The 23,312-nt window shown below is 59.2% G+C and carries 22 protein-coding genes and 1 tRNA gene; 17 read left to right on the top strand and 6 right to left on the bottom strand.

Annotated features, from left to right (window positions below):
• Positions 1–373 precede the first annotated feature (373 nt).
• Both HMPREF3101_RS11160 and HMPREF3101_RS11155 read left to right on the top strand, forming a co-directional pair.
• On the top strand, positions 374–1,099 hold the full coding sequence (locus tag HMPREF3101_RS11160) for an ABC transporter ATP-binding protein (protein WP_070465690.1): 726 nt from the start codon (positions 374–376) through the stop codon (positions 1,097–1,099).
• On the top strand, positions 1,099–3,669 hold the full coding sequence (locus tag HMPREF3101_RS11155) for an ABC transporter permease (RefSeq protein WP_070465661.1): 2,571 nt from the start codon (positions 1,099–1,101) through the stop codon (positions 3,667–3,669). The genes HMPREF3101_RS11160 and HMPREF3101_RS11155 overlap by 1 nt, the downstream gene beginning before the upstream one ends.
• A 16-nt stretch (positions 3,670–3,685) precedes the next feature.
• On the opposite strand, the gene HMPREF3101_RS11150 is transcribed toward HMPREF3101_RS11155, so the two are convergent.
• Together HMPREF3101_RS11150 and HMPREF3101_RS11145 are read right to left on the bottom strand one after the other, a co-directional pair.
• On the bottom strand, positions 3,686–4,057 hold the full coding sequence (locus tag HMPREF3101_RS11150; protein WP_246816742.1) for a FluC/FEX family fluoride channel: 372 nt from the start codon (positions 4,055–4,057) through the stop codon (positions 3,686–3,688).
• Positions 4,050–4,391 carry a fluoride efflux transporter family protein gene (locus HMPREF3101_RS11145; RefSeq protein ID WP_070465660.1) on the bottom strand — a complete coding sequence of 114 codons (342 nt, stop codon included), beginning with the start codon at positions 4,389–4,391 and terminating at the stop codon, positions 4,050–4,052. The genes HMPREF3101_RS11150 and HMPREF3101_RS11145 overlap by 8 nt, the downstream gene beginning before the upstream one ends.
• Positions 4,392–4,541: 150 nt before the next feature.
• On the opposite strand from HMPREF3101_RS11145, the gene pgm reads away from it, so the two are divergent.
• The 6 genes from pgm (at position 4,542) to HMPREF3101_RS11115 (ending at position 8,966) form a co-directional block, all read left to right on the top strand.
• Complete coding sequence (pgm, locus tag HMPREF3101_RS11140; protein WP_070465657.1) at positions 4,542–6,200, top strand: phosphoglucomutase (alpha-D-glucose-1,6-bisphosphate-dependent); 1,659 nt, start codon at positions 4,542–4,544, stop codon at positions 6,198–6,200.
• 10 nt (positions 6,201–6,210) lie between these two features.
• Positions 6,211–6,672 carry a MauE/DoxX family redox-associated membrane protein gene (locus tag HMPREF3101_RS11135; RefSeq protein ID WP_070465653.1) on the top strand — a complete coding sequence of 154 codons (462 nt, stop codon included), beginning with the start codon at positions 6,211–6,213 and terminating at the stop codon, positions 6,670–6,672.
• Between the two features lie 44 nt (positions 6,673–6,716).
• Complete coding sequence (locus tag HMPREF3101_RS11130; protein ID WP_070465650.1) at positions 6,717–7,454, top strand: DsbA family protein; 738 nt, start codon at positions 6,717–6,719, stop codon at positions 7,452–7,454.
• Positions 7,455–7,592: 138 nt separating this feature from the next.
• A tRNA-Ala gene (locus HMPREF3101_RS11125) sits at positions 7,593–7,665 on the top strand.
• A 76-nt stretch (positions 7,666–7,741) separates the two neighbouring features.
• A complete protein-coding gene (locus tag HMPREF3101_RS11120; protein WP_070465647.1) occupies positions 7,742–8,212 on the top strand; it encodes a methylated-DNA--[protein]-cysteine S-methyltransferase in 471 nt (156 codons plus the stop codon).
• Positions 8,205–8,966, top strand: a complete 762-nt coding sequence (locus tag HMPREF3101_RS11115; RefSeq protein ID WP_070465643.1) for a fructosamine kinase family protein — start codon at positions 8,205–8,207, stop codon at positions 8,964–8,966. The genes HMPREF3101_RS11120 and HMPREF3101_RS11115 overlap by 8 nt, the downstream gene beginning before the upstream one ends.
• Here HMPREF3101_RS11115 and nadE read toward each other — a convergent pair.
• The gene (gene nadE, locus HMPREF3101_RS11110) at positions 8,963–9,793 is read right to left on the bottom strand and encodes an ammonia-dependent NAD(+) synthetase (RefSeq protein ID WP_305763948.1); all 831 of its coding nucleotides are present in this window, start codon (positions 9,791–9,793) and stop codon (positions 8,963–8,965) included. The two genes, HMPREF3101_RS11115 and nadE, sit on opposite strands and share 4 nt — an antisense overlap.
• Before the next feature lie 122 nt (positions 9,794–9,915).
• Here nadE and ykgO point away from each other — a divergent pair, with 122 nt between their 5' ends.
• The 4 genes from ykgO (at position 9,916) to nrdE (ending at position 13,448) form a co-directional block, all read left to right on the top strand.
• Positions 9,916–10,038 carry a type B 50S ribosomal protein L36 gene (gene ykgO / locus HMPREF3101_RS11105; protein WP_005288826.1) on the top strand — a complete coding sequence of 41 codons (123 nt, stop codon included), beginning with the start codon at positions 9,916–9,918 and terminating at the stop codon, positions 10,036–10,038.
• A gap of 406 nt (positions 10,039–10,444) precedes the next feature.
• Positions 10,445–10,678, top strand: a complete 234-nt coding sequence (nrdH, locus tag HMPREF3101_RS11100) for a glutaredoxin-like protein NrdH (protein ID WP_070465637.1) — start codon at positions 10,445–10,447, stop codon at positions 10,676–10,678.
• 18 nt (positions 10,679–10,696) lie between these two features.
• Positions 10,697–11,227: a class Ib ribonucleoside-diphosphate reductase assembly flavoprotein NrdI gene (gene nrdI, locus HMPREF3101_RS11095; RefSeq protein ID WP_083280232.1), complete on the top strand. Its 531-nt coding sequence runs from the start codon at positions 10,697–10,699 to the stop codon at positions 11,225–11,227.
• Between the two features lie 58 nt (positions 11,228–11,285).
• On the top strand, positions 11,286–13,448 hold the full coding sequence (gene nrdE / locus HMPREF3101_RS11090; RefSeq protein WP_070465685.1) for a class 1b ribonucleoside-diphosphate reductase subunit alpha: 2,163 nt from the start codon (positions 11,286–11,288) through the stop codon (positions 13,446–13,448).
• Between the two features lie 64 nt (positions 13,449–13,512).
• Here nrdE and HMPREF3101_RS11085 read toward each other — a convergent pair whose 3' ends face one another.
• Complete coding sequence (locus tag HMPREF3101_RS11085; RefSeq protein WP_052203203.1) at positions 13,513–14,226, bottom strand: FadR/GntR family transcriptional regulator; 714 nt, start codon at positions 14,224–14,226, stop codon at positions 13,513–13,515.
• Positions 14,227–14,378: 152 nt separating this feature from the next.
• Here HMPREF3101_RS11085 and nrdF point away from each other — a divergent pair, with 152 nt between their 5' ends.
• The 4 genes from nrdF (at position 14,379) to HMPREF3101_RS11065 (ending at position 19,505) form a co-directional block, all read left to right on the top strand.
• Positions 14,379–15,401, top strand: a complete 1,023-nt coding sequence (gene nrdF, locus HMPREF3101_RS11080) for a class 1b ribonucleoside-diphosphate reductase subunit beta (protein WP_070465634.1) — start codon at positions 14,379–14,381, stop codon at positions 15,399–15,401.
• A 267-nt stretch (positions 15,402–15,668) separates the two neighbouring features.
• Positions 15,669–17,423, top strand: coding sequence for an aa3-type cytochrome oxidase subunit I (ctaD, locus tag HMPREF3101_RS11075; RefSeq protein WP_070465630.1), 1,755 nt, complete (start codon positions 15,669–15,671; stop codon positions 17,421–17,423).
• A gap of 94 nt (positions 17,424–17,517) precedes the next feature.
• The gene (gene serB / locus HMPREF3101_RS11070) at positions 17,518–18,771 is read left to right on the top strand and encodes a phosphoserine phosphatase SerB (RefSeq protein ID WP_070465627.1); all 1,254 of its coding nucleotides are present in this window, start codon (positions 17,518–17,520) and stop codon (positions 18,769–18,771) included.
• Complete coding sequence (locus HMPREF3101_RS11065) at positions 18,768–19,505, top strand: aminoacyl-tRNA hydrolase (RefSeq protein ID WP_371327080.1); 738 nt, start codon at positions 18,768–18,770, stop codon at positions 19,503–19,505. Before serB ends, HMPREF3101_RS11065 begins: the two co-directional genes overlap by 4 nt.
• 12 nt (positions 19,506–19,517) lie before the next feature.
• Here the strand turns inward: HMPREF3101_RS11065 and HMPREF3101_RS11060 are convergent, their stop codons facing one another.
• Together HMPREF3101_RS11060 and HMPREF3101_RS11055 are read right to left on the bottom strand one after the other, a co-directional pair.
• Complete coding sequence (locus HMPREF3101_RS11060) at positions 19,518–21,494, bottom strand: ATP-dependent DNA helicase (protein WP_246816741.1); 1,977 nt, start codon at positions 21,492–21,494, stop codon at positions 19,518–19,520.
• A gap of 2 nt (positions 21,495–21,496) precedes the next feature.
• Entirely contained in the window at positions 21,497–22,861 is a 1,365-nt protein-coding gene (locus HMPREF3101_RS11055; RefSeq protein ID WP_070465621.1) for a nicotinate phosphoribosyltransferase, read from the bottom strand.
• Positions 22,862–22,971: 110 nt separating this feature from the next.
• Here HMPREF3101_RS11055 and clpS point away from each other — a divergent pair, with 110 nt between their 5' ends.
• The gene (clpS, locus tag HMPREF3101_RS11050) at positions 22,972–23,310 is read left to right on the top strand and encodes an ATP-dependent Clp protease adapter ClpS (protein WP_141737452.1); all 339 of its coding nucleotides are present in this window, start codon (positions 22,972–22,974) and stop codon (positions 23,308–23,310) included.
• Positions 23,311–23,312 lie beyond the last annotated feature (2 nt).

Raw genomic sequence — 23,312 nt, 5'->3', positions numbered from 1 at the left:
CAGAGGTGTCTACCAAACAGGGGTCAGGTCCGAGAGCCCCGGAACCACGCTGGCTACTAGCAGATAACGAAACCACGCATGCAAAACCCCAGGTGGAATGTGTAGACACGCCACTGTTTCCGTGTTGTGTGCTAGCAGAGCTCCGGAACCAGGCTGGCTACTAGCAGATAACGACAACAAGCATGCAAAACCCCAGGTCGAATGTGTAGACACAGCACCGTTTACGCGTTGTGTGCTAGCAAGCCACCGCAAACACGCTGGCTACTAGCAGATAACGAAAAGGAGCTGGCTGCAAGCAGACCACTACGAAACAAGCTGGTTTTTGTGCGTGCTGCGAGCACGGTAGCGTTGCATGCACGGTAGCGTTGCAGGCATGGAAGCAGCTGCACGGGCTTACGACCTGGTAAAAACATACGGCCAGGGGGATACAACAATCGCTGCCCTGGACCACGTCAATGTTGAGTTTGAACGCGGGGCGTTTACTGCGATTATGGGCCCGTCGGGCTCCGGTAAGTCCACGCTCATGCACACGATGGCTGGGTTGGATTCGTTTACTTCGGGGGAGGTGTGGATTGGGGGGACGGCGTTGGCGTCGTTAAGCGATAAGCAAATCACCGAACTGCGACGCGACCGGCTGGGATTCATATTCCAGTCCTTCAACCTGGTTCCCACGCTTACGGCAGCTGAGAACATTACGCTGCCGACGGACATCGCCGGCAGGAAGATTGACAGTGCCTGGTTCGATGAGATTACGCAACGCCTCGGCCTTAAAAACAGGCTGAGCCACCGACCAAGTGAGCTGTCGGGTGGCCAACAACAGCGTGTGGCGTGCGCGCGTGCCCTGGTGAGCAAGCCGGAGATCATTTTCGGTGATGAGCCGACCGGCAACCTGGACTCCAACTCTGGCAACGAGGTGCTGAGCATCCTGAGACATGCGGTGGATCATGACGGCCAGACGGTGGTCATTGTCACCCATGACGCGAAAGCGGCGTCCTACGCGGACCGCGTGGTGTTTTTGCGCGACGGCCAGATTGTGCAGGAACTGCAGGATCCAACGATGGATAGGATCTTGCAGATCATGGCTGGGATTGAGGGCTGATGGCGGGTTCGCGTTCCGCGTTGGCGAAGGTCTCGCTGCGCAACATTGGCGCACATAAGTTGCGGCTTGCGCTAACAGTGCTGGCAGTTACGCTGGGTACGGCGTTTATCTCTGGTTCCATGATGTTTACCAACATGTTGGAGCGCACCTTCGACTCGGCTGTCAACACGATCTACGAAGGCTCCGACGTAGTGGTTGAGCCAGCAGAGGGAATGGGTGCGCTCCCTGCGGAGGCGGCGGACGCGATCCGCAGCACCGCCGGTGTTGCGCGTACCAACGCTGCTGACACGACGGTAGTTGTCGCTGCCCACGATGATGAGGAAGCCATCCAAACCCGCCAGGGGATGGCGACAGTTGAGGTGCACTACGGGCCTGATGAATCGGTAGGTCAGAGCATTTCGCTTATCGACGGCAACGTGCCCAACCCCCACGCAAACCCCGCCGAGGTGGTCCTGAACGCCAATGGGGCGCAGCACTACGGTGTCGCCTTGGGCGAAGAGATCATCGTGGTGGATAACAACGGTCGCAACACGGCGCGTGTCGTCGGGCTGTATGAGGATGGTCGGACGCAGGGGACGTCGTTACGCTTCTTGCTCCCTGAAGAAGACTACCTGGACTTCTATGTCACCGATGGGTACGTGCCGGCGCTGAAACTGAGTGTGGGTGCGTCGGTGGACGCCGAGACACTTCGCGAGACGATTGCGCAGGCCCACCCGGATCTTAAGGTGAGCACCGGTGATGAGGCGGCGGAGGAAGCGAGTGAGCAGGTCCGCGAGGCGCTGTCGTTTGTCTCTTACTTCCTCATTGCCTTTGGGCTTGTGGGGCTGTTGGTTGGCACGTTTTTGATTGCCAATACGTTCTCTATGATCGTGTCGCAGCGGACGAAGGAGTTTGCGCTGTTGAGGGCGCTTGGGGCGTCTCAACGCCAGGTGACCCGATCTGTCGCTGTAGAGGCGTTGCTGGTTGGTTTGCTTGGCTCTGCTCTTGGTGTGGCAGCCGGTGCGGGCCTAGTGGCCGCGATCCGGTTCGGCATGGAGCGCTACGGCATGGCGCTGCCAGCTGGTGGGGTGGGCCTGTCTGTGCAGGCGATGGCGGTGCCGATTGTGGTGGGCGTGATTGTCACCATGGTCTCAGCGTGGGCGCCGGCGGTGCAGGCCGGACGCGTGGAGCCGGTAGCGGCAATGCGCGCCAGCGAATCCGCCGCACCACAACCGTTGACCACCCGGACGGTGTGGGGCACACTCCTGGTTGTCGCAGGTATCGCGGCAGGTGTAGCGGCGCTGATGCTTACCGACGCCACAACCGCCAACCGCGCCAAACTCGTCGGTGTAGCTGCTGTGGCGGTAATCGCAGGCATGTTCTTGGCTGGGCCGGCGATGAGTCTGCCTCTCGTGCCGCCGCTGGGGCGTGTGATTGGCGCACCGTTTGGTATGGCGGGGAAGTTGGCGTCTACAAACACGCGTCGTAACCCGCGGCGTACCTCCGCAACAGCGTTTGCACTGATGCTCGGCATTGCGCTGGTGACCATGATCGGTATGTTGGGTGCGTCCATGAAGCATTCCGTGGACACCGTTGCGGAAAACGAAGTCAGCGCCGACTATGTGCTGGCTGGCCCGATGCTGGGGGCGTTTCCCATCCCGAACGACCTGATGGAGCGCATCCCAGAAGTTGAGGGTGTCAGTGCCGTTGCCGCTTACACCGAGGTACCGCTGACGCTGGACGGCAAATACGCCAACCAGGTGGGCCAGTTTGGCACGACCTCTGTGCTCTACGGCGACCCTGGTGATTTGACCAGCATGAAGATAGTTGCGGGTTCCTCCAAGCTGGAGGGCAATACCGTGATCGCACCTCTTGCCTGGGCACAGGAGCGCGGCTGGGAAGTAGGCGACACGGTGACCGTGGCAGCACCTGGGATTTCCACCAACGTGGTGGAGGCGACCGTGAGCGGCATCTTTGATGAGTCATCGATCTTCCTTGCCGCAGTTGCTAGTGCGGATCTTGCGCAGCAGGTGGCGCCCGGCAGCGGCAGCATCATGATGATGGGCGTGAAAGGCGACGGCAGCGTAAGCAGAGAGCAGCTCCGCGCCAACCTAGAAGCTGAGGTGAAACACGACATTGTGGTCCAAGTGCAATCCAAGGACGACCTTTCTGGCGAAGTGCTGGACCTGATTGATCAGATGCTGTTCATCCTGTACGCCCTGCTGTCATTGGCAGTGGTGATTGCGGTGCTGGGCATTGTGAATACGTTGACGCTGTCGGTGATTGAGCGCAGACAAGAAATTGGGATGCTGCGTGCCGTGGGCACACACCGCCGCCAGGTGCGCACCATGATCATCTTGGAGTCGGTGCAGATGGCGTTCTTCGGTGCAGTCCTCGGCGTCGTCATGGGTCTGGGTATTGGGTGGACATTCCTCACCGTGCTTGCAGACCAAGGCCTGGAACACATCGTGGTTCCCTGGGACTTGGTGTGGACCATGCTGGCCGGCAGCATTGTTGTGGGTATTTTGGCGGCGCTGTGGCCGGCAACACGGGCAGCGAAGACGCCGCCGCTTGACGCTATTGCTGACTAGCGCTGACTAGCGCTGACTAGCCGAAGCCACGGCGGCCCCACAGCATGCCCATCCCACAGGCGGCGATGCCCACTGCCGCCGTGAACGCTGCATACTTGGCAAACTCGCCCCATTGGCGCTGCTTATATAACGTGCCCAGCTCTTTAGCCAGTGAGGACCAGGTAGACATCGCCCCGGCAAAGCCGGCGCCCAGAGCAAGCTGCCAGAAAATGGGAAGCGCCATGGAAAAACCCAGCACGGTGCAGGCAACAATGTTGGCCGTAAAGGTGCCCGCGCGTGGGTGCGGGATGTGGGAGAGCGCCCAGCGGGCAATCCCGCCGAAAAACGCACCGACGGCCACGGTAGCCAGGGTGAGCAGCAGAGAAAGCAACGCAACACTATTAACCACGACGCCTCCTCATAGCGTCCCCGGCAAGCCAGGAGGCGATGCACGCGCTAAACGTAATCACCATATAGATCAACGCGCCGAGCATGGTGAACTCCAAGGCGGTGGCAGCCACGATGGAGTAACTGGTGAACCCACCCAAAAAACCAGTGCCCCAAAACGCGCCTGGCTTGAAATACCCCATGGCCAGGCAACCGAGCATGTTAACCACAAGCATGGCAATGATTGCGGTTGTATCGCCGTGGCCTGTGTACAAGGTCACCAGATGCCGCGTGGACGCGCCGAACGCGGCGCCAAGGCCCACGAGGAGCCCTGCGGAGAGTTGGTTGGTCTGCATAATCGGACATGCTAGTTGCCGAACCGCTGTGGCCCCCACTGCGAACCCCGCTGAGAACCCCACTGCCTAAGTTGCAATGTCTGGCAGAAACTCCAAAGACGCGTCAAGATGGATGTTGAACACCCTTGATGCACAAAAGGAGTACATATTATGGCCCATGAACGCGCCGGTCAGATCGCACTGCCCGAGGACTTGGTTGATATCGCAGAGCTGGTCACCGCGTACTACACGCGTGAGATTGACCCGCAGGATGTGGACCAGCAGGTAGCGTTTGGTACGTCCGGTCACCGTGGATCCAGCCTGGATAATGCGTTTAATGAGGCGCACATTCTGGCTACAACTCAGGCGATTGTGGATTACCGCAGCCAGGAGAACATCGGCGGGCCAGTCTACATTGGCCGTGATACGCACGCGCTGTCGGAGCCGGCGATGGTGTCCGCACTTGAGGTGCTCATTGCCAATGCGGTGCCGGTGTTTGTGGACGCTGCGGGGCGCTACACCCCAACCCCTGCGGTCTCGCACGCGATCCTGTCGCACAATGCTGCGCTTGCTGGCGGGGTGACGGGCACGGACCCGAAACGTGCCGACGGCATTGTGATCACCCCTTCCCACAACCCGCCGCGCGACGGTGGCTTCAAGTACAACCCGCCAAGTGGTGGTCCTGCGGGCACTGATGCGACCGACTGGATCGCCGCACGCGCAAATGGATACCTGGGTCGGGCTCTAGAAGGCGTGAAGCGCGTCCCGGTCAGCGGTGTGTTGGATGAGCGGGCGCAGCGTTTTGACTTCATGGGCAACTACGTTGCGGACTTAGACAACGTGGTGGACATGGCCGCGATCCGGGAATCTGGCCTGCACATTGGCGCGGACCCGATGGGCGGCGCGAGCGTGGATTACTGGGGCGCGATTGCCGAGGCCTATGGGCTCAACCTTGAGGTGGTCAACCCGAATGTGGATGCCACCTGGCGGTTCATGACCCTGGATACGGATGGGCAGATCCGTATGGACTGCTCCAGTCCGAACTCCATGGCGTCGCTTGTTCACAATCGTGAAAAGTTCGACATTGCTACTGGTAATGACGCGGATGCGGACCGTCACGGTATTGTCACACCGGACGCCGGGCTGATGAACCCGAACCACTACCTGGCAGTTGCCATTGAGTACCTGTTTAGCCACCGCGACGGCTGGACGCAGGACACCGCGGTGGGTAAGACGTTGGTGTCTTCCTCAATGATTGACCGCGTTGTGGCATCCCTTGGCCGCACCTTGGTAGAGGTGCCGGTTGGGTTTAAGTGGTTTGTGCCTGGTCTTATCGACGGCAGCGTGGGCTTCGGCGGCGAAGAATCCGCAGGTGCTTCCTTCTTGCGTAAAAACGGCACCGTGTGGTCCACCGACAAGGACGGCATCATCCTTGACTTGCTGGCCTCTGAAATCACTGCGGTAACTGGCAAGACCCCGTCTACGCGATACCGCGAGCTGGAAGCACAATTTGGGGCACCGGCCTATGCGCGTATCGACGCAGCCGCCAACCGCGAACAAAAAGCCACCCTCAAGGCACTGTCGCCTGAGCAAGTACCGGCAACGGAGCTGGCAGGCGAGCCGATCACGGCGAAGCTGACCAACGCGCTGGGCAACAACGCCGCTATTGGTGGGCTGAAGGTGACCACCGAAAACGCCTGGTTCGCGGCACGCCCCTCTGGCACCGAAGACAAGTACAAGATTTACGCCGAATCCTTCCACGGTGCGGAGCACTTAAAGCGCGTGCAGGACGAGGCGGTTGCAATTGTTTCGGAGGTGCTTGGGAAGTAGTGTTTTGGGGGTGAGCGTAGGCGTCGATAAGCAAAAGGCCCTCAATGTTCTAGCGGCGCTGGTCAGGTTTGGCCTGGCAGCAATGTGGATTCTGGCCGGCGTGACCAAACTTGGGGACCACATGCAGGTCACTCAATCCATTGAAGCCTATGAGATTTTCACCCCCTACTGGTCGAACCTACTGGCCTATGTCATTGGGCCACTTGAACTAGCCGGCGGCCTGTTTCTGCTGCTGGGCCTCAAGATCCGTGCGTCTGGCTGGGTATCCATGGCGGTGCTGGTGATGTTTGTGATCGGCCTGTGGTCTGTGTATGCGCGTGGCATGGTGATTGATTGCGGGTGTTTCAGCCCCGGCGATCGCCGACCGCAGCCGGTGGACGTGCTGTGGGCCATTGCGCGAGATATTGGATTCATGATTGCCACGGCGTTTATGATCTACCGTCCATTTAAGAAGTTGGCGATTTACCCGTAGAATTTGTGGCGACCAGATATTTGACTCATGAGGAGAACTGAACCGTGACCACGCGGAAAGTGCAGAACCCTAACTCCAAAGGCGGCTCTGCCTTCATTTGGGCCGTAGCAGCCGTTATCGCAATTGCGGCGCTGGTGATTGGCCTGATCATTTTTAACGGCAATAATGAGCGAAATGAGGCTCGTGAAGCGGCGAAGGCTGATATGTCCGGCATCACCGTCGAGTGGGCCGAAGGTGAAGGCGTTATTCACCTCAAGGGCGCAAACGTGGACGCGCCGACTGGCCAGCTGTTTGAGGACTTTGCGTGTGGACACTGCGCAACCCTGCACATGACTACTGATGCAGACATGCTGCAGGCTCTTCGCGACGGCTCCATCAACGTCGAACTTCGCCCCATGGTGTTCCAGGACCGCGGCGCGGTAGGCCACTCCACCAATTCACTTGCGGCAGTGCTCGCGCTGATCAACCATGGCGACATTGACACCGCGTTCACCCTGCGTGATTACCTCTTTGTAAACCAGCAGCAGGTGTACAACACCATGAACCCGGACAAGCTTGCTGACCTGGCGAAGGATTACGGTGCTTCCGAAGAGGCAGTGGCTGACATTCGTGAAAGCACATTTGTTGAAGCTGCGCAGTCCATGGGGGCGGACAACATACAGCTGCAGCAGGACGAGACTGGCGAGGCATGGACCCCGCGCGTCCGGTTTGATGGCGAGGACATTGAAGGTGTTTCTGAAGAGGGCACGACCTGGGTTGAGGTTTTGTCCGAGTCCAAGTAATCGGCGCTTGATGTCGTGTTTCGCAGCGTGCTGAGCAGCGATTTTGTTGCTGTTTGGGGCGCTGCTATATTAATCGGAGTTGTTCCGCTGGTTCTTGGGCGTAAGTGCTTGGAAGCGGCAGGGCAATTCCGTTAGAACGGGGCTATGGCGCAGTTGGTAGCGCACCACACTGGCAGTGTGGGGGTCACGGGTTCGAATCCCGTTAGCTCCACTTCAGATGCGAAAATCGAAACTTGCCCCGCCATCAGGCGGGGCAAGTTTTGTTTACCTGCAGTACTTTGGGGCGTATGCCCGCGTTGCGTCTGTACGAATTTAATTCGCCCATTGGTCGCCTTGGCCTGGTGGAATCCGCGCGGGGTGTGGCGAGGGTATTGCTGCCTGGTGATGCGTTTGAGGGGCCTGTGCGCACGCAGCAGGGTGGTACTGGCGCAGTCTGGCAGCTTGAGGAATACTTTGCAGGCCAGCGTCGTGAGTTCACTGTGCCGCTGGACTTGGGTGGCCTCCCCCCGTTTCGTGCACAGGCGTTACGTGCGTTGTTGCAGGTGCCGTATGGGCAAACTGTGTCTTATACGGAGCTTGCAGGCGCGGCGGGCAACTCGAAGGCGGTGCGTGCAGCGGGAAGTGCGTGCGCGACGAACCCGTTGCCGCTGTTCATCCCGTGCCACCGAGTGCTGCGCGCTGATGGCTCCCTCGGCGGTTACCGTGGCGGTGAGCAAGCAAAACGTTTCCTACTGGCTTTGGAGGGGATCAATGTCTGACGCGTTTGTAAAGCACGGCAGCGCGCCCGGCGCCGCGGCGGCTGAGGCGGCCTACTTGCGGTGGCTGCGGGAGGGCTCCCAAGCGGTAGTTGAGGTGCTTTCGCTTGATTGCGCCGGGAATACCCTGAGCATCGAACACGTCGACTCCGTCCGCCCAACTGTCGAAGCAGCCGAGGTGGCCGGCCGCGAACTTGCAGCAATTCACGCCATGGGTGCCGCGGCGTTTGGCGCGCCGGCAGATGGCTGGGACGGGCCGAACTTCATTGGTACGCGCGAGCAAACATGCGTGCCTACGAAGCGGTGGGCGACGTTCTACGTGGAGCAACGCGTGCTGCCGTTTGCGGAGCATGCGCAGCTGGTGGGCCATCTCCCGGAACGTGGCTTGGACGTTGTGCGGCAGGCGTGTGCGGCGCTGCTTGCTGAGGACGAGGACGCGCCACTTGCTCGCATCCACGGTGACCTATGGTCAGGCAACCTGCTGTTCTCATCAACTGGGCCGCGGTTTATTGACCCGGCGGCGCACGGCGGTCACCCGCTGACAGACATTGCCATGCTGGAGCTGTTTGGCGCCCCGCATTTTAACGCCATCGTGGACGGATACCTCGCCGCTGGGGGAGAGCTTGGTGGTGACTGGCGGCGCCGCATAGCCGTGCACCAACTGCACCCACTTGCGGTGCACGCGTGGACACATGGGCCGTCATACGGTTCCGCGTTGGTACGTGTGGCAGCAGAGACCTTGCGGGTGGTTAGCTAACGCCACCAGGTGTCGTTGGGGCCCGGGGGAAGATGGCGCTTGTGCTGGCCAATACGCCACAGGTGCTCAAGGCGCTTTTGGGCCTCGGCGGGAATCTGTTTGCCCTCAAGGTAGTCGTCGATGTGGGCGTAGGTGATGCCCAGCGCCTCTTCGTCGGGAAGGGCGGGACGGTCTTCCTCCAAATCGGCGGTGGGGACCTTCTCCCAAAGGCGGGGATCGGCGCCCATGTGTTTGAGCATTGCCGCACCCTGGCGTTTGGTCAGGCCGGCAAGCGGGATGAGGTCGGCGGCACCGTCGCCATGCTTGGTAAAGAAGCCGGTGACGTTCTCTGCGGCGTGGTCGCTACCAATGACCAATAGGCCGCGCTCGCCGGCGATTGCGTACTGGGCGATCATGCGCATCCGCGCCTTGACGTTGCCCTTGTTAAAGTCCCCCAGCTGCTCAATGCCCAAAGCATTGGAAACAGCCTCGGACATGACACTGGTCGCGTCCTTGATGTTGACGGTCACTGCTTCTTCCGGCTCGATGAAGTCCAGTGCCAGCTGTGCGTCATCCTCATCGGCTTGCACACCATGGGGGAGACGGACGGCGATGAAGGTGGCGTTCGCCCCGGCGTCGATACGCGTGCGCACCGCAAGCTGCGCGAGCCTGCCAGCCAGAGTGGAATCCTGGCCTCCTGAGATGCCAAGCACAAAGCCGTTTGCGCCGGTGACCTCAAGGTAATCAGCAAGAAACTGCACGCGACGGTTGATTTCTGCGACCGGGTCGATGGTGGGGGCGACGCCCAGTGCGGCGATAATTTCGGATTGCATGGGCCTCATCGTAATGAAGAGGAAACGAAGAGGTTTTGCTTCGGGGGCTTGCGCGTGTAACATTTAACGACGTTGTGCGACCCGGTAACACGCCGTGCGTCGCTAATTGCAGGAATCTGAGCAGAAAGGAGCGCCCGATGAAGGTCCGCAAGTCGCTTCGGTCGCTGAAGAACAAGCCGGGCGCCCAGGTTGTGCGCCGCCACGGCAAGGTCTACGTCATTAACAAGAAGGACCCCCGCTTTAAGGCCCGTCAGGGCTAAGCGCTACGCGCCTCGACTTGATCCCGTTGTTGACGTTTGTCGCAGCGGGATTTGTCGTTTCTGGGGAGGGGGCAAGCTCGGTTTCGGCGGCAGTTTCATCGGGTTGTGACGGGCCCCGAAAAACTCTTAGAGAAAATTAATCTCATCGATGTAAGTAAAAAACCATACCGAGGACTACATGTAGGTAATTTCCATGCCTCATCCTGCGAATACCATGAGTGTAACTACTACATGTAGTAGCGGTTGCCTATTTTTTCCCCAAGGTATAGTGTTTCTGGTGTGCCGCCGAAGGGATCGGCGAAACATAAAATAAATCGGGGAAGGCGCTTTCGCAGGGCCTTCTAGCCAGTTGCGGAGCATGTCCGCGAATATAGCGGAGACCCGCACGGAAAGAGGAAGAAGGCCAATGTCTATCACCGTTTACACCAAGCCAGCCTGCCAGCAGTGCCGCGCAACCACCCGTGCCTTGGATAAGGCTGGGCTGGAGTACAACCTGGTTGACATCTCCCTGGATGATGAAGCCCGCGATTACGTGATGGCGCTAGGCCACCTGCAGGCTCCGGTTGTAGAGGTGGAGGGAGACCACTGGTCCGGCTTTCGCCCGGAGCGTATCCGCAACCTCGCCGCAGCAGCGGCATAAAGGGGCCAGGGAAGAGGCATGCTTCTTGTCTACTTCTCATCCGCAACCGAAAACACCAAACGGTTTGTGGAGAAGATGGGGCTACCGGCAAAACGAATCCCACTGCATCGCAAGGATGAACCGCTTGTGGTCAACGAACCCTACATTCTTGTGTGTCCCACCTACGGAGGAGGGGTTTCCCTCACACATGAGAATTCGCGCCCGGTTCCGCCGCAGGTCATTCGCTTCTTGAACAACCAGCACAACCGCTCATTCATCCGAGGGGTTATCGCTGGCGGAAACTCGAACTTTGGCAAGGATTTTTGCCGAGCCGGAGAGGTCATTTCCGCTAAATGTAAGGTGCCGTTTCTCTATCGCTTTGAGCTGATGGGGGTGCCTGAAGATGTCACTCGCGTGCGAAGCCAGCTGGTGAAACACGCTGAGCGTTTGGGGCTTGGCCCAGTAGATGCGCCTGTTGAAGAAAGCATGCAGGATGAAAATGCTGAACGTCTCGCGCGTTTGCGGGAAAAATATGCGCGTAAATACGCCAAGCCCATCGCCCACGAGTAGTAGTCACTTACTCATTTAAATAAGGAAGGCAACGCCCGTGTCCACCTCCAACACTGAAATTTCCGGAGCACTTGGCAAGAGTGTCCCGGAGCCTGCATCCCAGGCTGACCAGCTTGATTACCACGCGTTGAACGCGCTGCTCAATCTTTACAACGAGGATGGGCAGATCCAGTTTGATAAAGACCGCGAAGCTGCGAACCAGTTCTTCCTGCAGCACGTAAACCAGAACACGGTGTACTTCCATGACTTGGAAGAGAAGATGAAGTACTTGGTGGACAACAAGTACTACGAGCCGCACGTTATTGATCAGTACGAGTGGGAGTTTGTCAAGGACACGTTCAAGCGTGCGTACTCCTACAAATTCCGCTTCAAGTCCTTCCTGGGCGCATATAAGTACTACACGTCTTACACGCTCAAGACGTTCGATGGACGCCGTTATCTCGAGCGTTTTGAAGACCGTGTGTCTATGACCGCGCTGTTCCTCGCTGCAGGCGATGAGGAGCTGGCAACCGCGCTGGTGGACGAGATTATGACCGGCCGTTTCCAGCCGGCAACCCCGACGTTCCTGAACGCAGGTAAGGCACAGCGCGGTGAGCTGGTGTCCTGCTTCCTGCTGCGTATTGAGGACAACATGGAGTCCATCGGCCGCGCCATCAACTCTTCGTTGCAGCTGTCCAAGCGCGGCGGTGGTGTGGCACTGCTGCTTTCCAACATCCGCGAGTCCGGTGCGCCGATTAAGCACATTGAGAACCAGTCCTCCGGCGTCATCCCGGTAATGAAGCTTTTGGAGGATTCGTTCTCCTACGCTAACCAGCTGGGTGCTCGCCAGGGCGCAGGCGCGGTGTACTTGAACGCGCACCATCCGGACATCATGCGTTTCTTGGACACCAAGCGTGAAAACGCAGATGAGAAGATCCGCATTAAGACGCTGTCGCTCGGCGTTGTTATCCCGGATGTGACGTTTGAGCTGGCGAAGCGTAACGATGACATGTACTTGTTCTCCCCGTACGACGTTGAGCGTGTCTACGGCGTACCGTTTGCGGATATCCCCATTACGGAGAAGTACGAGGAAATGGTGGAGGACCCGCGCATCCGCAAGTCCAAGATCAAGGCCCGCCAGTTCTTCCAAACCATCGCGGAGATCCAGTTCGAGTCTGGCTACCCGTACATCCTGTTCGAGGACACGGCGAACAAGGCGAACCCAGTGAAGACCGGCCGCATCAATATGTCCAACCTGTGCTCGGAGATTCTGCAGGTCAACTCGGCGTCGGTGTTGAACGATGATCTGACCTACGACACGATCGGCAGTGACATTTCGTGCAACCTGGGCTCACTGAACATTGCGATGACCATGGATTCGGATAACTTCTCCCGCACGGTTGAAACCGCGATTCGTGGCTTGACCGCGGTGGCGGATTTCACCTCCATTGACTCGGTGCCGAGCGTGCGTGAGGGCAACGACGCTTCCCATGCCATCGGCCTTGGTCAGATGAATCTGCATGGCTACCTGGGCCGTGAGCACATCGAGTACGGCTCGGAGGAGGGCCTCGACTTCACCAACGCATACTTTGCTGCAGTGATGTACGAGTGCATCAAGGCCTCCCACAAGATTGCTGTGGAGAAGGGCGAGACGTTCAAGGACTTTGAGAAGTCCGATTACGCCAGCGGTGAATTCTTCGACCGCTACAACCCGGAGGACTTCCAGCCGAAGACCGACAAGGTGAAGGCACTGTTTGAAGCTTCCGACATTGCCGTCCCGACCGCGGAAGAGTGGGCACAGCTCAAGGCTGACGTTGCACGTGACGGTATTTACAACCGCTACCTGCAGGCGATCCCGCCGACCGGCTCGATCTCCTACATCAACAACTCCACCTCTTCGATCCACCCGATCGCCTCCAAGATTGAGATCCGCAAGGAAGGCAAGATCGGCCGCGTCTACTACCCGGCGCCGCACATGGACAACGAGAACTTGGAGTACTTCAAGGATGCGTATGAGATTGGCTACGAAAAGATCATTGACACCTACGCCGAAGCCACGAAATACGTCGACCAGGGCCTGTCGCTAACCTTGTTCTTCAAGGACACGGTGACCACCCGTGACATCAACCGCGCGCAGATCTACGCATGGCGCAAGGGTATTAAGACCCTGTACTACATTCGCCTGCGCCAGATGGCGTTGGAGGGCACGGAGGTTGAGGGCTGCGTCTCCTGCATGCTCTAGTGCGTGCCTAGATTCCTAATGAAAGGGGCCTGCGGTTTTTCCGCAGGCCCCTTTTTTAACGTGGCTAGATCTCCATAAACCCGCTGACGCCGGTCAGCAGGCGACGGGACGCGTCTTCGGCGCCTTGGGGATCTCGCTTAGCCACGCTTTCAGCCAAATCCACGTGTACGCGCATCGTTTCTAGTTCTGGTTCGTCCGGCATGATGCCGTAGCGGGTACGGCCTTCAAGCACGTTCATGATTGGCTCGGCGAGTGCGGCGAACATTTCATTGCCCGACGCTTGGAGCAAAAGGGTGTGAAACTCCTTGTCCGCTGCAAGGAACTCGTCGGAGTTACCCTGGCCGGCTTCGGTTAAGTCGACTAGTTTCACGGCCAGTTCGTGGAGACGGGCCGCCTGCTCGGGGGAGGCGTTGCCGGCTGCCAAGTTGGCGGCGATTGGTTCGACTGCGGTGCGGACTGCATCCAACGAGGTGATCTGTCCGGCGCGTTGCGTGTCGCTGGCTAGGCGCCATGCGATAACGGAGCGGTCGAAGACTGCCCAGCGGGAGGCGGGAAGGACGCGGATGCCTACACGTCGTGAAGAGGAAACGAGCCCAAGCTGCTCCAAAGCGCGCATCGCTTCACGCGCAACCGTGCGCGAGATGCCGAAACGGGTGGAGATGTCTTGGAGCGTAAAAGTTTCACCCTCTGACTTGGCGCCGGAGACAATTTCTCCGCCAAGTGTGTCAAGAACTGCAGAAAGAAGCGGCTCTGCGGTCGTCTCTCGTGCAACTGACATGGGAACAAACCTCCGTCGCATACGGGTGATATTGCGGGTGATATTGATCGCCTAATAGTTTAATGATCATCTCTCTTCGCCCAAATAGTGGGGGTTTGATCTCTGTAAACGCGGTGCGCTCTGCATGGGCTGTCTGGGGTAGGATGAGCTGCATGAGCCAAGAGGAAAACCTGCAGTCTGTTGTCCAAGACGGTGATTATGACGCGTATGTCGCGGCCCACCCGGAGCCTATGAAGGCGATTAACTGGAACGAAATCCCTGATGAGAAGGACCTTGAGGTGTGGGATCGCCTCACGGGTAACTTCTGGCTGCCGGAGAAGATTCCGGTGTCGAATGACATTCCGAGCTGGAACACGCTGACCGATGACGAGCAGCTTTCCACGATGCGCGTGTTCGCAAACCTGACGCTGTTGGATACGCTGCAGGGCACCGTCGGCGCGGTATCGCTGCTGCCGGACGCGAAGACGCTGCACGAAGAGGCCGTCTATACGAACATTGCGTTCATGGAGTCGGTGCATGCGAAGTCGTACTCGAACATTTTCATGACGCTGGCGTCCACCCCGCAGATTAACGACGCGTTCCGCTGGACGGAAGAAAACAAAGAGGTGCAGCGCAAGGCGAAGATTGTCGAGTCCTACTACCGTGGCGACGACCCAATGAAGAAGAAGGTCGCCTCCGTCATGCTGGAGTCCTTCCTCTTCTACTCGGGTTTCTATCTGCCACTGAACTGGGCGGTGCACTCGAAGCTCACGAACACCGCGGATATCATTCGCCTCATCATTCGCGACGAAGCGGTGCACGGCTACTACATCGGTTACAAGTACCAGGTCGGCCTGCGCGACGAGTCCCCGGAGCGCCAGGAGGAGCTTAAGGAGTACGCCTTCGATATCCTCTACGACCTGTACGAGAACGAGATCCAGTACACCGAAGACATCTACGATCCGCTTGGCTGGACCGAGGACGTGAAGCGCTTCTTGCGCTACAACGCGAACAAGGCGCTGAACAACCTCGGTTATGAGGGCCTCTTCCCAGCGGATGAGACTCGGGTGTCGCCGGCTATTTTGGCTTCGCTTGCTCCAAATGCGGACGAGAACCATGACTTCTTCTCGGGCTCTGGCTCGTCCTATGTCATTGGTAAGGCGGAGGATACCCAGGACGACGACTGGGATTTTTAAAGAGCTTTTGCTTATCGACGTCGCGTGCAACCCCCAATCGGGTGAACTTGGATAGTTCTTGCGGGGGGTTGTGCGCGGCGTTGTTCGTTTCGGAGTGAGCTGGGGGTATGGCAGGGGTCACGTTCAATTTGGCCCATAGGTGGGCAGGACGGACTACACTCAGCCGCATAGCTTGCCTGTGATGGCTGGCAATTTCATGTGCTAATCGTTAGGATGATTCGGTACCTTAAGTGGCTTTTTATATAAAGCCCGAGTCAGGAGGATCGTATGACTGCTGTGGCGCCAAGGCTGGACAATTATGTCCCGCCGACACGTCCGGAGCCGACGGGTAATGCTCGTCGCGGCTCCAAGCTTTACAAACTTATGACCACGACGGACCACAAAGAGCTGGGCATTATCTACATCATTATGTCCTTCATCTGGTTCTTCCTTGGTGGACTGATGGCCCTGCTGCTGCGCCTTGAGCTGTTTAGCCCGGGCCTGCAGTTCCTGTCCAATGAGCAGTTCAACCAGCTGTTCACCATGCACGGCACGGTGATGCTGTTGGCGTTCGGCACCCCGATTGTTTGGGGTTTTGCTAACTACGTCCTGCCGCTGCAGATTGGTGCTCCGGACGTGGCGTTCCCGCGTCTGAACTCCTTTGGTTTCTGGATTACCCAGGTTGGTGTTGTCGCCTTCCTCGCGGGCTTCCTTACCCCGGGCGGCGCTGCTGACTTCGGTTGGACCATGTACATGCCGCTGGCTGACGCAACGCACACGCCGTCCGTGTCCGCGAACCTGTGGATCGTTGGTGTGGGTGCAACCGGTATCGGTACCGTTGCTTCTGCAATCAACATGCTGACCACGGTGCTGACCATGCGTGCTCCGGGCATGACCATGTTCCGTATGCCGATCTTCACCTGGACGGTGTTCATCACCTCGATCATCGCTCTGATGATCTTCCCGCTGCTGCTGGCTGCTGCACTGGGTGTTCTGTACGACCGTCTGCTGGGCGGCCACATCTACGACACCGCTAACGGTGGCGCAATTCTGTGGCAGCACCTGTTCTGGTTCTTCGGCCACCCTGAGGTGTACGTCCTGGCGTTGCCGTTCTTCGGCATTATCTCTGAGATCATCCCGGTGTTCTCCCGTAAGCCGATCTTCGGCTACATCGGCCTGGTCTTTGCAACCCTGGCTATTGCTGGCCTGTCCATGGCTGTGTGGGCACACCACATGTTCGCAACCGGTGCGGTTCTGCTGCCGTTCTTCTCGTTCATGACGTTCCTGATTTCAGTTCCGACCGGTGTGAAGTTCTTCAACTGGGTCGGCACCATGTGGAACGGCCGTATCACCTTCGATTCCCCGATGCTGTGGGCAATGGGCTTCCTGTTCACCTTCCTCTTCGGTGGTCTGACCGGTATTATGCTGGCCTCCCCGCCGCTGGACTTCCAGCTGCATGACTCCTACTTCGTGGTTGCTCACTTCCACTACACCCTCTTCGGTACCGTTGTGTTCTCCGCCATCGCGGGTGTCCACTTCTGGTTCCCGAAGATGACGGGTCGCATGCTGGATGAGCGTCTGGGCAAGATCTCCTTCTGGTTGGTCTTCATCGGCTTCAACACAACCTTCCTGGTCCAGCACTGGCTGGGCAACATGGGTATGCCGCGCCGCTACGCTGACTACATTGACACCGATGGCTTCACCTTGCTGAACCAGGTCTCCACGGTCGGCTCCCTGATCCTGGGCATCGGTATGCTGCCGCTCATCTGGAACGTGTTCAAGTCCTGGCGCTACGGTGAGATCGTCACCGTGGACGATCCGTGGGGCTACGGCAACTCGCTTGAGTGGGCTACCTCCTGCCCGCCGCCGCGCCACAACTTCACCTCCCTGCCGCGTATCCGCTCCGAGCGCCCGGCGTTCGAGCTGCACTACCCGCACATGGTGGAGACCCTGCGCCGCGAGGCACACACCGGCCACTCCACTGACACGCCGGCTACCTGGAAGGGCGAAAGCCAAGCTTCCACGGTTGGTGCTGCGAAGTAGGCCTGCTGCGCCATACGTCGCGCGACCTGACTGATTACAACAACAGAGCCCCTCATCGACAGATGGGGGGCTCTGTTGTGTTACTGTCCGCGCTATGAAGCCACTTGAGATTGCCCTACAGCCAGGTCTGAAAAGGGCCGTAATTAGCACCTCTGGCCCAGACAAGCCGGGTGTGTCTGCGGAGTTCTTCGCCGCACTTGCCAGCCACGAGGTGCAGTTGTTGGACGTGGAACAAACCAACTTCCGCGGCCGCCTCCACCTTGCTGCCCTTGTGGGCATGAACCCGGATGTGCTCTCGGATCTTGAGCGGGATCTGCGCAGTGCGCTGTTTGATTTCGGCCAAGTGGTCGCCATTGAAACCGGTGAGGCTGTAGCGAAGGGGGCGCGTGAGAAATCCACCCACGTTGTCGTTGCGCTGGGGAACCCGCTGACAGCGGAGAACGTCTCGCGTCTCGGCGCCGCCCTGGCTTCCTTCGGTGCCAACATCAATGTGATCCGCGGTATCGCGCAGTATCCGCTGACCGGTCTGGAGTTTCGCATCACGGTGCCGGATTACACCCCGGGCGATGGTCAAAAGATTCGCACGGCCTTGGCTGAGCTTTCCTCCAAGCAGGGGATTGACTTGGCTATGGAGCACGCGGGTTTGCATCGCCGCGCGAAGCGTCTGGTGTGCTTTGACTGCGACTCCACGTTGATTACCGGTGAGGTTATTGAGATGCTCGCCGCGCACGCCGGCCGTGAAAAAGAGGTAGCGGCGGTGACCGAGCGCGCCATGCGCGGAGAGCTTGACTTTGAAGAGTCGCTGCGTGAGCGCGTCAAAACGCTGGCGGGTCTGGATGCGTCCGTGATCGATGAGGTGGCTGCAGAGATTCAACTCACGCCGGGCGCGCGCACCACAATCCGCACGTTGAACTCTATGGGGTATCGCACTGCGGTGGTCTCCGGTGGATTCATTCAGGTCCTGGAGGATCTGGCTGAAGAGCTCGAGTTGGATTACGTTCGCGCCAACACGTTGGAGATTGTGGACGGCAAGCTGACCGGCCGCGTCATTGGTGATGTGGTGGACCGCGAGGCGAAGGCGAACTTCCTTGAGATTTTTGCCGCAGATTCTGGGCTGACGATGGCTCAGACGGTTGCTGTGGGCGACGGTGCAAACGATATTGCCATGCTCTCTCGTGCGGGCCTTGGCATTGCGTTTAACGCGAAGCCTGCGCTGAAGGAAGTTGCGGATGCTACGGTCAACCACCCCTTCTTGGATGAAGTGCTCTACATGCTGGGTATCCCGCGTGAAGAGATTGACACTTTCAACGAAGCTAGCGGCGTTGATTCCCAGCCGCCGCAGCTGTGACTGTGTCGCAGGCGAGTGAGGCGTTTGCTACGGCACATCGCCTGTTAGCTGAGACCCGCACGGATTACCGGCAGCGCAGTGAGGATCCGGGTGATCCGTCGACTGTCCAGGCGATGCAGTTGGTGATTTTGCTGCCCAAGGTGGATCCGCCTTCGCGTAACCAGCTGCTGGTAGATGCAGCGAAGGCAACGGTGGCCGTGTGTTTGGATCCGAGGGCAGGAGAGCTAGGGTTTTGGCGTGACGGGCTCGGACGTTGGTATGACCACCGCATCCGGAAAGTAGCCCGGCGGGCTCGTGGCAAAGCGTGGGATGATGTGCAGGAGTTACCCGGCGTGACGGTGGGTTCAGTGCGGGCGTTTGTGCCGACGAGCGTTGCAGACGTGCCTCATGTTGTGTCCAAGTTGCAGATTAAAGGCACTGATTTGGAGCAGTCGGAGCTTTTGCTTTTCGACGCCAACGTGCCCACCATCTACGTCAACTCCACCCTTAACATGTCCTTGGGCAAGGCGACGGCCCAAGTTGGGCACGCTGCGATGCTCTATGCGGCACAGCTGCCGGAAGATGCGGCGTACGTGTGGTCGCAGCAGGACTTTGCGTTGAACGTGCGTGAGGTAGATGCCGCCGAGTTTGCGCGAGTCTTGAGCACGCCGGGTGCAGTGCCGGTGCAAGACGCAGGGTTTACGGAAGTTGCACCGGGGTCCACCACGGTGGTGGCGGTACCGCCGGTTGGCTAGCTGGCTAGCTGGCTAGCTGGCAACGAGGCGCTGCAACGCGCCGCGCACCACATCCGGGTCTGTGGTCTCCCAGTAGGGCAGCAACGACTTGCGTAGGAATGCACCGTAGCGCTTCGTCACCAGGCGGTTGTCTAACACCGCGATAACGCCCTTGTCATGCACGGAACGCAATAGTCGGCCTGTGCCTTGGGCGAGCAACAGCGCAGCGTGCGTTGCAGAGACCTCCATGAAACCGCTGCGGCCCGCGGCATCTGCAGCAGCGGCCCGAGCCTGCAGTAGGGGGTCGTCGGGGCGAGGAAAGGGGATGCGGTCAATGAGGACCAAGGAGCACGAAGATCCGGGCACATCCACGCCTTGCCACAACGTCAACGTGCCAAACAGGCACGAGTTTTCGGACTTGGCAAACTTGTCCACCAATGCGCCGGTGGTGTCCTCGCCTTGCAAGAAAATGTCGAAGGGTAAACGCTTGCGCATCTCTTTGGCGGCTTGCTCAGCGGCCTTGCGTGAGGAAAACAGCGCGAGTGTGCGCCCACCGGCTGCGGTGATCAGCTCAGCTATCTCATCTAACGTCTGTGGTGAAAGCCCCTCGCGGCCAGGCGTTGGCAAGAGCTTGGCGGTGTACAAGATGCCAGACTTCCGCGGATTAAACGGAGTACCAGCGTCCAGGTGGTCCCAGGAGCCTTCGGGAAGCCCCCACGCTGCCGCCATGGCGTTGAAGTTGCCGCCAACGGTCAAGGTGGCGGAGGTGAGGACGACGGGTGTGGCGTCGAAAAGCGAGGTGCTCAACAAAGGAGCCACTGACAGCGGCGCGACCGACACAGCATCATCGTCGCGCTCGTTGCGGGTTAGCCACACCACGTCGCGGTGCTTGGCGGGGTCATCCTCATCAAACACGGACAGGATGCGATCCACGGCGTCCTCGAGCTCCCCAAGGTGGTTTCTCAGGTTGCCTCGCTCAGCGAACTTCTCAGGGTCATTCTCGGACTCGCCGGGTGGGGCATCCCCGATGGCCATGCGCGTGCGCGACAGGGCGCGTGAAAGGCCCTCAAATGCGGCGCGGGCCGGTGGGGTGATGGTTTCCCAACGCCCGGGCTCCTCAATGGCTAAAGCGGCGTTGACGTCATCCACCACGTCTTCGAGGACATCTTTGTCCGCACCGAGCTTGCCGGCGCGACGCGCCGCCAAGGTCAGGGCTCGACCAGAGATGACGTTGGTAGCAACGGAAGTGATCCGCCCGTCGAGCTCGTGAGCCTCATCGATTACTACCGCCGAGTGCTCGGGAAGGATGTTGACCTCAGACAACGCGTCAATGGCCAGCATCGCGTGGTTGGTCACCACCACGTCCACCTTGCCGGCTTGTTCGCGGGCAAGCTGCGCGAAGCATGACTCCCCGTGCGGGCAGCGGGTTGCGCCCAGACATTCTGCGGAGGTGACAGACACCTGGCGCCACACAAGATCGCTCACACCTGGGCTTAAATCATCGCGGTCACCGGTCTCGGTTTCCTGTGCCCACTCGGCCACCCGCTTGACCTCTTTGCCAATGCGTGAGAGGTTGTCCTCCTCAATAAGTGCTTCCGGTGCATCGCTATCAAGGGCGAGTTTATGCAGGCAGGCGTAGTTGTTTCTGCCTTTCAGAATGGCGAAAGTGGGGCGGCGCTCCATGAGCGGCTCCAAGGCATCTGCAAGCCTGGGCAGATCGCGTTCCACTAACTGGCGCTGGAGCGCAATCGTCGCGGTTGAGACCACGACGGTGCTGCCGGTGCGCTGGGCGTGCAAAAACGCGGGCACCAGGTACGCCAAGGACTTACCCGTGCCGGTACCGGCCTGCACCGCCAAGTGCCGCTGCGTATCAAACGCACGGGTCACCGCTTGAGCCATGGCCAGCTGGCCCTCACGGGTGGCGCCACCGATGGCGTCCACCGCCGCGGCAAGCAGGTCTTCGGTAGTTTGGCTCAGCGGCTGGTCGTTTGTATTTTCGCCTGAAGCCACGCTTATTCGGTTGGCTCCGGGAAGCCGACAAACTTGGTGGGAATCGCTGCGTCGCCACGCGAAAGAGCCAGGCCTTCCCATGGCAGGGTTGTACGCGCCTGGGCGTGCAGGCAGCGCGCGGACTCCAGACTGAAATCTGCGTCTACCACCTTGCCGCCGCGGATCATTGGCATCGTAAGCTCCTGGTAGTCCAGATTTGGCTTGCGCTCAACATCTGAACCCAGAGGCAGGATCACCTCGCCGACAGCAACGCCGGAGGCGCGGTAGGCACGCAGCGCAGTCTTCGCGCCACCGTAGGTGCGCTTGCCGGAGGAACGCTTTGCCACAGCGTGGCCTTCAACCTCCACCAGCTTGTACACCAAGCCAGCAGTCGGCGCACCGGACCCAGTGACTACAGACGTACCAACGCCAAAGCCATCAACCGGGTCACTGCGAAGCCCGGCAATGGTGAACTCATCCAGATCGGACGAAACGATAATGCGGGTGTTAAACGCACCTGCTTCATCCAGCTGCTTGCGTACGCGGCGTGACATGATGCCCAGATCGCCCGAGTCAATACGCACCGCACCCAAGTTGGTACCCGCCACTTCAAGGGCATGTTCCACGCCCTGGGTGATGTCGAAGGTATCTACAAGCAGCGTGGTATCCACACCGGCGGCATCAATCTGTGCCCGGAACGCCGCCTTTTCGTCCGGCTGGCCGTTTTCATCCACGTGCAGCAGCGTCCACGCGTGGGCAGCCGTGCCGGATGCCGGGATGCCGTAGCGGTGGGAGGCCTCCATATTGGACGTTGCGTCAAAGCCAGCGATGTAGGTTGCACGTGCCGCGCTGACTGCAGCCAATTCGTGGGCGCGACGCGAACCCATCTCAATAATCGGCTTCCCGTCCGCCGCAGACACCATACGCGAAGCAGCAGACGCAACAGCAGAGTCGGAGTTGAAGATGGACAAGATGACGGTTTCCAAAATGACGCACTCGGCAAACGTGCCGCGCACCGTCAGAATGGGGGAGTAGGGGAAGTACAGATCGCCCTCACGGTAGCCGTCGATATCGCCGGTGAAGGTGTATTCACGCAGGTACTGCTTCGCTTCGTCAGAAAGGAAAGGCGCTGAGGCGATCTGTTCTTCTGTGAAGCGGAAGCTGGTGATCGCGTCGATCACACGCGCGGTACCAGCGACCACGCCGTAGCGACGCTCTGCCGGCAGCCTCCTGGTGAACACCTCAAACGCACATTGGCGGAAGGCGGTACCGTCTTGCAGTGCGGCGTCGAGCATGGTCAGCTCATACATGTCTGTTAGAAACGCGGTGGATTCATTGCACGTGGAGCTACGGTAATCGCTTACACGCTGCGGCGTCTGTTCGGTCATGGTGTTTAAGGTTACCCTCGGCTGGCGCAGGGTGAGCGTCCAGCGTTGCCATTGGTTGCTCCGGCGTTGTTTGTGTGACCGCTGGGGTACGCTGTGGAGCCATGAAACCCATGACACACTCCCATGCGACGAACTCAGAGTCGGTGCGTGCATCCTCCCCGCTCGCTTCGCCCGAGCTTGATGAGGCGATTGAGGTTGAGGTGACCACGAGCGAGAACCTGCCGTGGATGTGCATCGTCTGGGATGACCCGGTGAATTTGATGAGCTACGTGGCCTACGTGTTCCAAACTGTGTTGGGCTATGACCGCAAACGTGCCACCGAGCTGATGATGCAAGTGCACACTGAGGGCAAGGCCGTGGTGTCTTCGGGTGAGAAGGACAAGGTAGAGACCGATGTGAAGAAGCTGCACACGCACGGTTTGTGGGCAACGATGCAGCAGGCGGGGTGAGA

Origin of the sequence: Corynebacterium sp. HMSC29G08 (assembly GCF_001806875.1) — a bacterium.
In the GTDB taxonomy this organism is placed as follows: domain Bacteria; phylum Actinomycetota; class Actinomycetes; order Mycobacteriales; family Mycobacteriaceae; genus Corynebacterium.
Note: the sequence above shows the minus strand (reverse complement) of the source record. Positions and strands in the feature narration are given on the sequence as shown.